Origin of the sequence: Salmonella sp. NW722, assembly GCF_051702785.1 — a bacterium.
GTDB lineage: Bacteria > Pseudomonadota > Gammaproteobacteria > Enterobacterales > Enterobacteriaceae > Salmonella > Salmonella enterica.
In genome coordinates this window covers 570802-585405 of sequence record NZ_JAMMIN010000002.1, presented here as the reverse complement: position 1 = coordinate 585405, position 14604 = coordinate 570802, and the positions used below count along the sequence as shown (strand labels likewise).

Below are 14604 nucleotides of genomic sequence, written 5' to 3'. Positions count from 1 at the left end.
TTTTTGCCTGCTATTCAGGAAATATACGGTCATAATATAGAGTAGTTTTATGGCGCTGGAAGAATTTCATCTGGCAGGCAACCTTATAATTTCATTACGGTTTAAGTAAAGACTTATATTCAGCTATCCTTTTTTTATGAGCGGATATAGAGAGTTTTTTATCGTTTAGCATAACGGCATTGTTATCGAATCGCTCATAAAGCGTTTCATTCTTTTTGTTTACTATACTGCTTCCCGCCGCCGGATTGGCCTGCACATATTCATTTAATCGTTGTACGCCTTGAGTATGTTTGTAAAAACTCACCGGCAGATAACGGTCTGCTTTATCAGACGGGAGAAAAGGTTCCTCACCACACAGACGTTCACAAATATTATCTTCATGAATTTTTACTAAGTTCATAAATTCAAGATGAAGTTTTTTGGCGAGCGCCAGGCTAAAAATACCGCATTCAGAAGAGCTTCGTTGAATGTCCAGCTCGACCATAGCAAAATAACAATCAGGCAGTTGTTCACGTTCAAGAGCTGCTTTGGTCCTCAACGCCAGTAAAGCAGGTCCAAAAGCGCTACACGCTGCTGGTTCGAACAAAATCACCGATGTCTTTCCGTCCATAACTCTAAAATCGACGACTGAAATATGGATACCTGAACTTCCCATATTTACGAGAAATCGGGCAGATTCAACGCCTTCCATTCTGGTCTCCTTTATAGAGGAAACAAGCTCATGGACTGACATAACAAATTTAAGATTTAACTCTGGATACTTCTTATTGGCCTGTGCAACAAGAAAAGGCATCATTTCGAGATCGGTTTCCTCGTAACTGATATGAATCCAGCTGCCATCTATAATTTCACTTTCCAGACGCTCAACAATACAGGTCAATGCTTCGGTGTTTAGCTCCCCGCTGACGTCAGGCTGAGGCGATAAACTCGCCCCCATATTACGAGCCGTAGGACTTAGCATACTTTTCCCTCCACATGATAGCTCCTGCACCGAAAATATCATCTTTAACTTTTCAGATTCAATATATTGCCCGCAAAAATATGCCTCAATGATTGAGCCAGGCAACCAATCACCTCCGGATGATTATATATAAGAATTACTACTCAAAAAATCTTTTTTATAATAAAAGCTCAACACATGGTCATAAATGATAAAAAATATTTTAATTCATTCCTACCGCAATCGGTAACGCGCAATTATCGTCAGGTACACCAGGGTTATGTGCAAAAGCAGTGCGCTGTAAATGCGCGTCTAGTTTCAGCCCCCGGAACAGCGATAGCGGTGAAGAGTCCATCCCCAAACGATACATAACCTTCTTACGATAAATACTGACGGTTTTTGTTCCCAGACCAAATTTTTTCGCCAGTTCAATTGCCGGATGTCCGGAGGATAATAATATCAGCAGCGCATATTTCGCCTGAGTGACGCCGGGAGGTAGATTCCACCAGGCGTATTGATTGATATTAAACAATACCTCTTCCGGCGTCTCGCCGGCATTAAAAGCATACGTAGCAGCCACGGTTTGCTTTTGTGGCCTGTGGCAGAAACGCAGCCAGGCTTCCGGAAGACGGAGCTTCTCTCGATCCGAGCGGATAGCGCAGGATAGTTCGTCTTTTAAAACATAATCCATAACGCCAAAATATTGCAGCACACAGCGATCGATATAATACAAGCGATCTGCCACTACCAAAACTTTACGGTTCTGCAACCGCGTCTGCAACGCATGAAAAAGATAAACATGCTCATGCGGGTTCAAAGCTAAAATCAGCCCGGCGTCCGGCATATCGGATAGAGAATGCAAAAGTGCGGTTAATGAGTTACACGTTTTAACGCACTTTTCCGGATATTTTTGCTTAAAAATAGACTGAAGGGCATAACAATTAGTCCAGTTAATACCGTATATAATTACATTTCTCATTTATTTATCCTTTTTTGAAAACTGACCACAGCTTCGGTAATAATTTTTCTTCCTGGGCGACTACTGCGCAAGTAGATAACGCCTTCTTACTACAAAGGTAATAAGACCAGATACGTTATTACATGCGCAATGTCGTTACCGAAATGAATTCCTTTTACAAATCTGATAATGATTAAATTTGCTGTTTTACTTTACTGTAATCTCTTAGAGTACAACGATTGCCCGACGCCTGGTGGCCATGTATGTCTGACAATGAACGCTTTCGATTCCCTTTCATTAACTATATATCACTGGTGTAGCGATACTGAAATATACACTACGATTAAAAAAATATTTGGTATCTGTAACGCAAACAGATAGTAACGTTTAAAATAATTTCACAAATCAATGGTTCATCGTACGCATAAAGCTAAGCGGTGTAATCTTAAAATGCCGTTTAAAAATAGCGATAAAATAAGAAGGCGTATCATAGCCACACATCGTCGCGACTTGTGAAATATTTCCAGCCCCCATACGTAATAATTTTATAGCCTGATTCATACGAGCATCCAGATATATTTTGCTAAAACTCACCTCTTCAGCGGCCAGTTTTCGCTTCAGACTTGATACGCTCATAAACAGCTTTCCTGCCACCTCAGCCTGTGACCATTTGCGGGTGAGATCGCTGATAATAATGTTATAAACTTTCTCTTTTGTCGTAATTTTTATTGCTCGCTCAAGGAAATCAAACCCACCGGGCTTACGTACAAATGCCGATATAAGATACATCAATGAGAAATATGAATAATCATGATCATCAATACTCACATTACTACAAACCCGTGGACATGCCACACCATGCAAAATAGAGTCAAAAGTATCACTCATCCCTGGCAACAAGTCCGCATGAAAAAAATACTTTGGTTTCGTTTTTAATGATAGCTCTCGATCATTATAGTTTCTTGTACTGTAAAAAACTTTGTAGAATTTTTGCATTAAGTCATAGGAAACTTCCAGTGAAGAAAAATCAATATGCCCTTCTATTTCGCTCATACTAAGAGTGATTGTTTGATCTTTTTCCAATAAAAATAAACACGGCGCAGATTGTTCGATGAACTCCCCAAATTCGTTTTCAATTCGCAAACTGCCTTTATTAAGTTTAAATAATAAGCAGTTTGCGACATAATAGTCTCTTACGTCAGCTAATCCATTTATTAATGGAAATTTGTTCGGCTGTTGAAGGTGATTATTGCTAATGGCCTCAACTGATTTATTCATTGAAGGCAATACCATATTTTATCCTGTGTGCTATAAGGAACTCAAAATCGTTATATTCTTATAAACAAATAATTAAAACTCACAGAGATGATTTAAATCCGATTTTTTTATTATTATAGCCAATAATTACATTCCAACGCGCGTTCATTTCGTCACAAAAAGATACCCTTACAAACTTTATGCACAATTTTGTAATTAAAGCTTACAATATTAATATAATCATTTCAGAATAAAACGCCTGGTAGATACCTTAATAATCCATATACATCAATAAGATAGATACACTGGCATGGTGCATTTTCTGCATTATTTGCTAATATATACACCATACCTTATCACAAATCGCCAGCAATGGGGGGTTCACCAGTCAATTGCCTCTTTGTTTTCCCCGCCCGATAAAATAATCTCCTGCATCCAGGAGGTCATTTGTGACTGCGCATTCATTGTACCAACTAATACCCCGTTTAAAGCCTCATATAAATGAGTACCCGGTTCAACTTTTGCTAACATGTTTTGTAGCATAGCCGTTTGCTGCTCAAAAGAAACAAAAGCCGAATCACCACTTTTCGGATCTTTGAAGGCATTCATCTCTTGATAAATGCTATCTTTAAGCGTTTCAGAAGAGGCTGACTCAGGAAGCGCCAAAAGTCGTTGGTAGAATGCATCATAAAGATCAACGTCGCCGCCATTGCTTAAAGGCGCGCTATCCACATTATTCAGCATAGCGGCCCTGGCACTCAACGAAACCACACCCGTCGCTTCAGTATCCGCTGTCGGGACCAAATAAGAAGTCGGAATCGTACCCGGTATCACCTTATAACCTCCATTTTACAATGCTTGCGTTTTTGTCTTCCATTCATCAATAAGTGCGTTAATGGCGTTATCAGAAATCGTCCGGCAGTCTTGTGGAAGTTCATCAAGATGATGCTTAATGACGCCTACTGCCGTTTCAACAAATTGTTCAGGTGAAAATTCTGCGATCTGATCGCCGCAACTCATGATAAAGCGCTGTTCCTGATGATATTTAAGATTAAAAGTGCCTGGCCAGTTCTCCATAAGCAACACCATCAGTTTTTGGTGATCTTTTTTCGCGTTAACTGGTAGTGTTAAAAAAAGTTGCCCCTCAGGCTTATCGAAATCCCTTAGCCACTCATCCAGGACGGTTAAAAGCGTTTCGGGATGGTCGACCGCAGCTGAAAATAACTCGCGGGCATAAATCTGTATTTTTTCCATCCACTTCCAGGCCATTGTCTGATTATCAGTAAGATAAGCGGCGACCTGCTGTAACGCGTCTATCATTCCCTGCTCGTAACCTTCCTGATAGGCGTACATCCGCAAGGTCTTTGCCTCTTCTTCCGCCTCTCGCAAAATACGCTTAGCCCGTTGATGCGCCTGCTGTTCTAATCTTTCAATAGAGAAATAACGTTCCAGCGTTTTACGCTTTATCAGTATCCCCTCAACAGGCGAAAGCGGGGACGGAATTGGGATATTTTTGAGCATATTGTAAGGCCAGTAGCAAAATTGACATTTCTACAGCATCCTGCTTCGATGCCTCCTCAATAAATGGAGGAAAAAGCAAAGGAAAACGCTGTGCTAAAGATTCAGGTAAAAATTCATTCAGGGCATTTAACTGTGCATACCCGACGCTAAGTAAAAACTGGTGATTCGGCGCCTTATTGCAGACAGATAAACTTGTTCCCTGATGCATTGCCAAAAATGCTTGCGCCCAATCCGGCAGGCCAAGCAAGGCTCCCTGCCTTGCCAGATCGGCTCTCAGTTTATGGCAACCGAGTAAATACGCTACTTGCGGCAGTCGGCGCCACTGACGCAGCCACAGCTGCGTCAGTGAGTTTTGAATACACTCCTTTTCTCCGTTCTTAAGCCGCCATGCCGCCAGTATTAACTCATTTGCCGCCGCCCTGGCGGCGGGTCTGACAATCATTTCCGGCGCTATCTGCAACCGCTGAGGATGGATATACGATAACGGATCAAAAATGATTCTTTGCCAGATAATGGGTAATGGCTGCCTATTCATTTGACGATTTCGCCTTATCATCAGCCGTTATGCCTTTCTTATTGCGGGCATAATGGTTTTTGTAATACCAGACGCCAAAGCCTGCTGACATCACGGATAACAAAATAATCAACACAATCCAACTGGTTGCAAAAGAATTACGTTTTACTGGTGTGCCGGGAGCCTGTAATTGGGCATCAGAACGTTCTGACAACACAACAGAAATGTTGTCATAATCCACATCGGCAAAACTATTCTTTAAGAAACGCTTGATATCGCTGATCTGATGCGCAAGCGGCGAACCTCGTTCATATACGGCTAATGCCGACAGATGAACAGGTTTTGGCGGACGGCCATTTTCACCAGCATCAATATCATAACTAATATGGACCCTGGCGGAGAGCACGCCCTCCATCGTCTGTAATGACTGTTCCAGTCGCTGTTCAATAGCCGAATATAACCTGGCCTTTTCAGCTCGCGGAGACGATACCAGCGAATCCGCCGGGAACATCTGCGCTATTTCCACCCGTGGCCGGGGAGGAAGCTGATAAGTTTTAATCCAGTACACCGCAGCGGTAAAATCAGGCTCAGCAACGGTAATGCTATAGCCCAATTTTCCGCTATCAATTTTATTCGCCTCTATATTGTGCATTTGCAGAACGGCAATGACCTCATTAGCCTGTTCCTGGTCCAGTCCTTTTAAAAGATCCTTATCCTTACAGCCGGCAAGGGTCATTACCAGCAGAAAGGTATATAGATATCGACGAATCATGAGCGTAATAGCGTTTCAACAGCCCCGACTCCTTTACGAGTAAGGGTACTTACCATAGAAACATACAGGTTATAATCTGAAATCATCTCTTGCGAAATAGCCAGCTCTTTAGGATCCGTCACCAGATTAGGGTCCTCAATCCTGTTGGTAATCGTCTGTTTATCCACAGCCGTGGCAATCGCCGAACCAGAAAAAGCCTGGAGTAGCCGGTCATCCAGCGAGACAATGTCCGTTTCCATAGACCTGATATTGACCGCCTGCCCTATAACGGCATTCTCAGGGACAATAGTTGCAATCGACATAATCCACCTTATAACTGATTAACGGAAGTTCTGAATAATGGCAGCATCAATATCCTTAAAGACTTTTACCGTGTTCGATTGCGCGTTACGGTACAAGTTATATTCCGAGAGCTTACTCTGATACGCCGCCAGTAGCGCCGGATCGGAGGGTTTTGCTGCTAATTTATCCAGCGCCTCTGTTACCTGCGTTTGTAGATTATCAACGCCCGTATCAAATTTTGCTGAGACGTCATCCAGATAGCCTGACCAAGGTGTTGCCATAATGACTTCCTTATTTGCGTTAAATTAAAGTGGGCTTGGGAAATACCAATGGCCTGGGCTCATTTTGATATAACCTTCCGCCCCGTACTGAAATGAGCGCCCCTTGAGCCAGTCATCTTTTAATTCGATCGCAAACTGCACATAGCGTCCTCCCCATGTGCGGTAATAGCTATCGACAAATTGACGGGCTCTGAGTATTTCTACATCATCGAGCGCCCCCTGAATAACAAACGTTACGCCCCCCTTATGATTCCTGCGGGAATAAGGTAACGCCTGCTGTTTTAGCCCCGCTTCCGCCTGGCCTGCGGCGGTAACATCGTCCATCAACGTGATGTTAACCGAATCCGCGTAAGGCATTAGCGCTCTCAGCTTTTGACTTAACACCTCGAGCTCTTTCTTGCTCATCGTGTTTCGCTGGCGGCTTAGCCAGAAAACGGGTTTACGCGGCTCATCGAAATGAAGCCGATAATAAGCCAGCTGAGGATAATAGGTATCCAGCCAGGTAGAGATACGCTTATTTTCTTCGTTTTCGTTAATCACTCGCGCATTTTTATCATAATCGCCCCTCGCTAAAACCTGACGAGCCCACAGCGTATCTCTTTCATTTTGCGCAGCGACATAGAGCATTTTGTCCCGTCCTGGCAACACCTGAAAGCGCTCCTTCTCCTGCCCCAATAACGAATCGAGCTCTGCGGCCTGCCGCTGCGGCGAGTTAAGTATCCATAACGTCCCCACCGTCCCAATTCCCAATATAAAAAACCCGGCCAGTGCGGCTACAATTCCGTTTTTAAAACGCGGCTCGTTCTTTTTTGCAGACGTTTCTAACTTCTCTGGCTGCTCGGGCACCCACGGCTCGCTTTCCGGGCGAATCAGGATAAGCAATTCACCGACCTGTATTGGCGTATTTAATTGCACCGAACGAGATTCAGAATTTCCTTCTTTCAGCTCATGGAGTATAATTTCGGTCGCATCCGTATCCACCTGGATTTCAAAATTTACTCCGCCATGGTCCAGCGGGATAAAAAAGCTATCGGCAGGTATATCAGGGAGTTGGCCTGAAGCAGTGAGCGCATCACTCTGACCTACCACAAAGAGTGTTCGGCCTGTCAGCAATGGAAACTCACAGCCGTTCAGTGAGCTGTTAAGTAATCGAACTATGTATGGCCCTGGGCTTGTTATCGTCTTCTCTTTTGATGTTTCCATATATACTGTTAGCGATGTCTGTCGTTCTCGATAGCAGCAGATTACCGCACAGGACACAGGGATTCCTGATGAAAATAGAATGAAAAGTGAGAAATAAAATCAATTTATTCTGTATAATGCGTCTCAACACATATTAAAAGAACCATCATCCCCATTGGGGCTTAAACTACTGTAGATAAATTACCCAAATTTGGGTTCTTTTGGTGTAACAATCAGACCATTGCCAACACACGCTAATAAAGAGCATTTACAACTCAGATTTTTTCAGTAGGATACCAGTAAGGAACATTAAAATAACATCAACAAAGGGATAATATGGAAAATGTAACCTTTGTAAGTAATAGTCATCAGCGTCCTGCCGCAGATAACTTACAGAAATTAAAATCACTTTTGACAAATACCCGGCAGCAAATTAAAAGTCAGACTCAGCAGGTTACCATCAAAAATCTTTATGTAAGCAGTTTCACTTTAGTTTGCTTTCGGAGCGGTAAACTGACGATTAGCAATAATCACGATACGATTTACTGTGACGAACCTGGGATGTTGGTGCTCAAAAAAGAGCAGGTAGTTAACGTGACGCTTGAAGAGGTCAATGGCCACATGGATTTCGATATACTCGAGATACCGACGCAACGACTTGGCGCTCTCTATGCACTTATCCCAAACGAGCAGCAAACCAAAATGGCGGTACCCACAGAGAAAGCGCAGAAAATTTTCTATACGCCTGACTTTCCTGCCAGAAGAGAGGTATTTGAACATCTGAAAACGGCGTTCTCCTGTACGAAGGATACAAGCAAAGGTTGCAGTAACTGTAACAACAAGAGTTGTATTGAAAATGAAGAGTTAATTCCTTATTTTCTGCTGTTCCTGCTTACTGCTTTTCTCCGACTCCCGGAGAGTTATGAGATCATCCTTAGCTCGGCTCAGATAACGTTAAAGGAGCGCGTTTACAACATTATATCTTCGTCACCCAGTAGACAGTGGAAGCTTACGGATGTTGCCGATCATATATTTATGAGTACGTCAACGCTCAAACGGAAACTTGCAGAAGAAGGTACCAGCTTTAGCGACATCTACTTATCGGCAAGAATGAATCAGGCAGCAAAACTTTTACGCATAGGCAACCATAATGTTAATGCTGTAGCATTAAAATGTGGTTATGACAGCACGTCCTACTTCATTCAATGTTTCAAAAAATATTTTAAAACTACGCCATCGACATTCATAAAAATGGCGAACCATTAACATTTTTTGTATCTGTCACTCAAGTAAAGATTTTTATTAAAATTGTAATAATTTAAAATTCAGACTGCGCATTAACACGCTATATCAGGATGGGAGGCTATTTAATATCATTGTTCTGTCCGGAAGACAGCTTATACTGATATCTCTGGTAATTTAAAGTAAGGCTGATTATATAACACGATTTTTGTGAACTTGTCATCGCTATGATGACTGGTAAACCGATATTGCCTTATTCACAGCGTAAGAATTCGTCCAGATGACACTATCTCCTTCCGGCTTTAACCCTGTGGATTAAGGCCGGCATTTTATTCATATTTATACATCATCCGTTCCCTCTGAGAACTATTTGCCTGAACGGTCTACACCGAAACAGTCACGCTTGTTAGCTTTCTGCCAGGTATACCTCTTCTCTTCATCCTGATATCGATATAATGCCTGGGGGCCAGCCTGAGGATGATACTGCTCATAACCCCCCTGCCTTTTTGACGCTATAGCTGAAAGGAGTAAAGAAAAGACGATATCATTATTTTGCAAAAAAATATAAAAATAAGCGCACCATTAAAAACAGTCTTTCATTTATATTTTGACACCTAAGACAAATTACACTCTTAAACTTCCAACGAATGGTCATTTAGTGGAAATCTTCGAGAAAAATGGTTCTGATGGTGTAATTATCAGACCATTAACCATGAAGATATAATAAGCAGCATTTACACCCCCAAAAAATGCAGTAAGATAGCTACAAAACTAATCTCTATTGCAATGAGGCCAAGTTAAATATGTAAATATTTAGATGCCCGGCGCTGACTCTCTGCTCCAGGATATACGACAGCGTCCATTCGATAATCACGGTTAGTTATAACAATATTATTACCAACATGTCAGTTATTTAAAGCACAGGCATAAGCTAAATAATCAAATGTTAAAAACATATAAACCCGAGCCCGTACAATATGACATTAAGCTCATAATAAAAGCTCAACCTGACCGTTAGTACTAACAGCAGAATTACTGAAACAGTAGATTCTATCCTAACGACTTGTATTAGCTATTATAACTTTTCACCCTGTAAGAGAATACACTATTATCATGCCACATTTTAATCCTGTTCCTGTATCGAATAAAAAATTCGTCTTTGATGATTTCATACTCAACATGGACGGCTCCCTGCTACGCTCAGAAAAGAAAGTCAATATTCCGCCAAAAGAATATGCCGTTCTGGTCATCCTGCTCGAAGCCGCCGGCGAGATTGTGAGTAAAAACACCTTACTGGACCAGGTATGGGGCGACGCGGAAGTTAACGAAGAATCTCTAACCCGCTGTATTTATGCCTTACGACGTATTCTGTCGGAAGATAAAGAGCATCGTTACATTGAAACACTGTACGGACAGGGCTATCGGTTTAATCGTCCGGTCGTAGTGGTGTCTCCGCCAGCGCCGCAACCTACGACTCATACATTGGCGATACTTCCTTTTCAGATGCAGGATCAGGTTCAATCCGAGAGTCTGCATTACTCTATCGTGAAGGGATTATCGCAGTATGCGCCCTTTGGCCTGAGCGTGCTGCCGGTGACCATTACGAAGAACTGCCGTAGTGTTAAGGATATTCTCGAGCTCATGGATCAATTACGCCCCGATTATTATATCTCCGGGCAGATGATACCCGATGGTAATGATAACATTGTACAGATCGAGATAGTTCGGGTTAAAGGTTATCACCTGCTGCACCAGGAAAGCATTAAGTTGATAGAACACCAACCCGCTTCTCTCTTGCAAAACAAAATTGCGAATCTTTTGCTCAGATGTATTCCCGGACTTCGCTGGGACACAAAGCAGATTAGCGAGCTAAATTCGATTGACAGTACTATGGTTTACTTACGCGGTAAGCATGAGTTAAATCAATACACTCCCTATAGCTTACAGCAAGCGCTTAAATTGCTGACTCAATGCGTTAACATGTCGCCAAACAGCATTGCGCCTTACTGTGCGCTGGCAGAATGCTACCTCAGCATGGCGCAAATGGGGATTTTTGATAAACAAAATGCCATGATCAAAGCTAAAGAACATGCGATTAAGGCGACAGAGCTGGACCACAATAATCCACAAGCTTTAGGATTACTGGGGCTAATTAATACGATTCATTCAGAATACATCGTCGGGAGTTTGCTATTCAAACAAGCTAACTTACTTTCGCCCATCTCTGCAGATATTAAATATTATTATGGCTGGAATCTTTTCATGGCTGGTCAGTTGGAGGAGGCCTTACAAACGATTAACGAGTGTTTAAAATTGGATCCAACGCGCGCAGCCGCAGGGATCACTAAGCTGTGGATTACCTATTATCATACCGGTATTGATGATGCTATACGTTTAGGCGATGAATTACGCTCACAACATTTGCAGGATAATCCAATATTATTAAGTATGCAGGTTATGTTTCTTTCGCTTAAAGGTAAACATGAACTGGCACGAAAATTAACTAAAGAAATATCCACGCAGGAAATAACAGGGCTTATTGCTGTTAATCTTCTTTATGCTGAATACTGTCAGAATAGTGAGCGTGCCTTACCGACGATAAGAGAGTTTCTGGAAAGCGAACAGCGTATTGATAATAATCCGGGATTATTACCGTTAGTGCTGGTTGCCCACGGCGAAGCTATTGCCGAGAAAATGTGGAATAAATTTAAAAACGAAGACAATATTTGGTTCAAAAGATGGAAACAGGATCCCCGCTTGATTAAATTACGGTAAAATCTGAGAGAGGAGATATGCATTATTTTTTTATCATCGTAATCTGGTTGCTTAGCATAAATACAGCATGGGCTGATTGCTGGCTTCAGGCTGAAAAAATGTTCAATATTGAATCCGAACTACTTTACGCTATCGCCCAGCAGGAATCGGCGATGAAACCTGGCGCCATTGGTCATAACCGAGATGGTTCAACCGATCTTGGCCTGATGCAAATTAACAGCTTCCATATGAAAAGGCTGAAAAAAATGGGGATTAGTGAAAAACAGTTGTTACAGGACCCCTGCATTTCTGTCATTGTTGGCGCATCCATTTTATCAGATATGATGAAAATCTACGGTTATAGCTGGGAGGCCGTTGGCGCTTATAATGCGGGGACGTCACCGAAACGATCGGATATAAGGAAACGTTATGCTAAAAAAATTTGGGAGAATTACAGAAAATTAAAAGGGATGTCAGCAGAAGAGAAAAACAAAAGACTTTCTATCGCGGTAAACAAATAATGAGACAGGAATAGCTTACTTTCAGATAGTTCTAAAAGTAAGCTATTTTTTTATCAGCTTGCCGTCGTCATAAGCAACTGGGCTTGCATTGCTTTTAGTTGTACAAACTGTGAGGCGTCTTCCAGCATTCTATTGTTCCGTGAATCCCGGAAATCTGCACGTACCTGCTCCAGATTACTATGAGGATTATCCTTAAGTACAAGAGCCGCCGCCATCGTTCCGGTTCTCCCCACTCCGCCCAAACAATGAATCATCGGTAAATGCTTATCTGATGAACTACGCCCCAGCGCGCCATTTTGGTTACTATTTTTCACAATATCCGCCAGGTATTCTAACTGATTAGTAGACGGTAACGGCTGGTGATCTGGCCAATTTTTGACATGTAATACCGGGATTGTATACTGCTTTTCTCCGCAGGACAGTTGCATATTGTATTGGTCTACCGCACCTCCCTGACTGGCTGAGCTCACTTTTTGGCTGTTGGTATGCACCTCGCCAAAGGTGTAGCTCCCTCTGAAATAGGGTGGTAATTGTTTTGCCTGCATCTGATCTTCCGACGTTAACACCACCAGGCACGAACATTCTTTTTCAAGAAGCATTTTCATATGCGCTTCCAGCGCATCCGGCGTATTTTTTGGGTACGAACCGGCTAATGCCACAGGCTTACCGTCAAAAGTTAACGTATTCACTGGCACAGGCATTCCATCGCTCAGTTTCACCTGGGTTTGCTGATTAATTGGAATGCTGCTGACCGCAAACCGTGCCAGGCCCAGTGTCGGTCCGCTCATCGTCTGTGGCATTGGCGCGCCGGCTTTTATTTTCTCAAGTTCAGCTGTAACGTTTTTCAGTTCTTTAGCAATAACGTGAATTTTTCTTACAGCCTGGGTTAATTCATGGGTAGAGGCTTTATCAATCCACCTCTCAACCACTCCCCCACAGGTTCCCCATTGTGAGAACCTGTCTGCTCCTATCTGAATATTTGTTAACGTTGTAACATAATCATTAAGTTGTTTAGCCTCTGGAATTTTATTTAAATTCTGTAAATTCGTCATTAATGAACGCAGCGGGCCGTTACCTGAAGCCATCTCCTGGAAGTTTTCTCGCAGGCTATTTCCATCCATTTGTTCCAGTTGCGGTAATGTTCTTTTAAGTCCCTTTAGCGCGATATCGAGTAAAGGTTGCTTACTTTCTGCTCCAACATCGTTATTTTTTTCTGCCACTTTTGTATCGCCGCCTTTTATGACTAAAGCGGCATTCCTGACACCAATATTATCCTTGCTATTAATAAGGTTTATAAACCCTCCGTCAGCAGCTTTTACACACTCCGTGATCTGCACTGCTAAACGTTGGGTAAGGGGTTTGTTCATATTTATACGGGACATTAACAGTGCGTCATTAACCGCTGTTTCCCCATATTTTTCCGTTAGTGCATGGAGAAATGTCTGTAAAATCTTTTGGTCCTGTACTCTGATATTTTCCGTATGTTTTTGCACCACTTCAGTGTTTTTAAATAACGGCATTTTTCCAAGCCAGGTTAATACTTTTGACGAAAATTTTTCAGGCGCAACATATGCCTTATCAGTATTTTCCTTAGCAATATAAAGTCGGGCATCATTCGACACACCAACTTTTGAAAACGAAGACAACGTTAAATTATTCAATTTTCTCTCCTCATACTTTAGCATATTCCTGCAGTATGTTTTTGAGCGCTTCCTGCTGATTCACAAATGACTCAAGCTGCGATATAATATGGTAAGTATTTGTCAGATCGGTAATTGCATGTATAAACAACAACGTCTCTGCAGCATCAATATACGCTAACGTACCTTCATTATTCGCAGCCAGTTCACCATTAATCACCATAATCTGCCGCCAGATAGAATCGCCACAAACAGGCGATAACGGTATAATCATACCGTTCAATAACCAGATATCATCTTTAGCTTCAATAGACGTAAAAATATCGCTATCGAGTAGTAATAAGCACTGATTGTTGTCGTCAAAAGTGAGCGGTAAACCCAATTTCTCACCAATATTAGCGATAATATCCTGGTGTGCTTGCAATTTACTTTCCTCTTTAATTATATCTTTTATAAGATTGCTTCTTCAAATTTAATCTGGTTACATGATGTTTTGATGCATTTTCGCGCCCATCGCCGGGCGCAATATTTCTCTCCTTTAATCCAGTAGAATAGCCATTCACTACGCATCGGAACACATATCAGCAGTTCCTTCGGATCATTTTCAACATGACGTAATTTGCCTTTAATAACAAAACGCGGACTGTCAGCAATATCATCATATATTGCAGCCATACCTGAACCGGGTACTACATGTGTGATGATTTTCATAACAATTAATCTTGTTCAATTGTTGTCGA

General features: G+C 42.0%; 16 protein-coding genes. 3 read left to right on the top strand and 13 right to left on the bottom strand.

The window, feature by feature from the left end:
• Positions 1 to 94: 94 nt before the first annotated feature.
• From avrA to prgH, 10 genes are all read right to left on the bottom strand, one after another.
• Positions 95 to 1003 (bottom strand): type III secretion system YopJ family effector AvrA, encoded by a 909-nt coding sequence (gene avrA, locus NA330_RS07140; protein ID WP_077906539.1) that lies wholly within the window; start codon positions 1001 to 1003, stop codon positions 95 to 97.
• A 160-nt stretch (positions 1004 to 1163) separates the two neighbouring features.
• Positions 1164 to 1919 (bottom strand): transcriptional regulator SprB, encoded by a 756-nt coding sequence (gene sprB / locus NA330_RS07135; RefSeq protein WP_023241760.1) that lies wholly within the window; start codon positions 1917 to 1919, stop codon positions 1164 to 1166.
• Between the two features lie 384 nt (positions 1920 to 2303).
• Complete coding sequence (hilC, locus tag NA330_RS07130; RefSeq protein WP_000243998.1) at positions 2304 to 3191, bottom strand: invasion transcriptional regulator HilC; 888 nt, start codon at positions 3189 to 3191, stop codon at positions 2304 to 2306.
• A gap of 345 nt (positions 3192 to 3536) precedes the next feature.
• Positions 3537 to 3989, bottom strand: a complete 453-nt coding sequence (locus NA330_RS07125) for a type III secretion system effector protein OrgC (protein ID WP_000612177.1) — start codon at positions 3987 to 3989, stop codon at positions 3537 to 3539.
• Positions 3990 to 4004: 15 nt separating this feature from the next.
• A complete protein-coding gene (orgB, locus tag NA330_RS07120) occupies positions 4005 to 4676 on the bottom strand; it encodes a type III secretion system linker protein OrgB (RefSeq protein ID WP_000916655.1) in 672 nt (223 codons plus the stop codon).
• Positions 4633 to 5232, bottom strand: coding sequence for an oxygen-regulated invasion protein OrgA (gene orgA, locus NA330_RS07115; RefSeq protein WP_077907222.1), 600 nt, complete (start codon positions 5230 to 5232; stop codon positions 4633 to 4635). Before orgA ends, orgB begins: the two co-directional genes overlap by 44 nt.
• Positions 5204 to 5962 (bottom strand): type III secretion system inner membrane ring lipoprotein PrgK, encoded by a 759-nt coding sequence (prgK, locus tag NA330_RS07110; protein WP_000621238.1) that lies wholly within the window; start codon positions 5960 to 5962, stop codon positions 5204 to 5206. Before prgK ends, orgA begins: the two co-directional genes overlap by 29 nt.
• The gene (gene prgJ, locus NA330_RS07105) at positions 5959 to 6264 is read right to left on the bottom strand and encodes a type III secretion system inner rod protein PrgJ (RefSeq protein ID WP_000020431.1); all 306 of its coding nucleotides are present in this window, start codon (positions 6262 to 6264) and stop codon (positions 5959 to 5961) included. The genes prgK and prgJ overlap by 4 nt, the downstream gene beginning before the upstream one ends.
• Before the next feature lie 18 nt (positions 6265 to 6282).
• Complete coding sequence (gene prgI, locus NA330_RS07100) at positions 6283 to 6525, bottom strand: type III secretion system needle filament protein PrgI (protein ID WP_000235228.1); 243 nt, start codon at positions 6523 to 6525, stop codon at positions 6283 to 6285.
• Between the two features lie 24 nt (positions 6526 to 6549).
• Positions 6550 to 7728, bottom strand: a complete 1179-nt coding sequence (prgH, locus tag NA330_RS07095) for a type III secretion system inner membrane ring protein PrgH (RefSeq protein ID WP_000450196.1) — start codon at positions 7726 to 7728, stop codon at positions 6550 to 6552.
• Between the two features lie 315 nt (positions 7729 to 8043).
• On the opposite strand from prgH, the gene hilD reads away from it, so the two are divergent.
• From hilD to iagB, 3 genes are all read left to right on the top strand, one after another.
• Entirely contained in the window at positions 8044 to 8973 is a 930-nt protein-coding gene (hilD, locus tag NA330_RS07090) for a transcriptional regulator HilD (protein WP_000432699.1), read from the top strand.
• A 1089-nt stretch (positions 8974 to 10062) separates the two neighbouring features.
• Complete coding sequence (hilA, locus tag NA330_RS07085) at positions 10063 to 11724, top strand: transcriptional regulator HilA (RefSeq protein WP_001120085.1); 1662 nt, start codon at positions 10063 to 10065, stop codon at positions 11722 to 11724.
• 17 nt (positions 11725 to 11741) lie between these two features.
• Complete coding sequence (gene iagB, locus NA330_RS07080; protein ID WP_000558930.1) at positions 11742 to 12224, top strand: SPI-1 type III secretion system invasion protein IagB; 483 nt, start codon at positions 11742 to 11744, stop codon at positions 12222 to 12224.
• A gap of 53 nt (positions 12225 to 12277) precedes the next feature.
• Here iagB and sptP read toward each other — a convergent pair whose 3' ends face one another.
• Genes sptP through NA330_RS07065 form a run of 3 tightly spaced genes read right to left on the bottom strand, consistent with a single transcriptional unit; the run spans position 12278 to position 14575 of the window.
• The gene (sptP, locus tag NA330_RS07075; RefSeq protein ID WP_023241759.1) at positions 12278 to 13909 is read right to left on the bottom strand and encodes an SPI-1 type III secretion system effector GTPase-activating protein SptP; all 1632 of its coding nucleotides are present in this window, start codon (positions 13907 to 13909) and stop codon (positions 12278 to 12280) included.
• A complete protein-coding gene (gene sicP, locus NA330_RS07070) occupies positions 13896 to 14288 on the bottom strand; it encodes a chaperone SicP (protein ID WP_001147851.1) in 393 nt (130 codons plus the stop codon). Before sicP ends, sptP begins: the two co-directional genes overlap by 14 nt.
• 26 nt (positions 14289 to 14314) lie before the next feature.
• Positions 14315 to 14575 carry a hypothetical protein gene (locus NA330_RS07065; protein ID WP_000692249.1) on the bottom strand — a complete coding sequence of 87 codons (261 nt, stop codon included), beginning with the start codon at positions 14573 to 14575 and terminating at the stop codon, positions 14315 to 14317.
• Between the last annotated feature and the right edge of the window lie 29 nt (positions 14576 to 14604).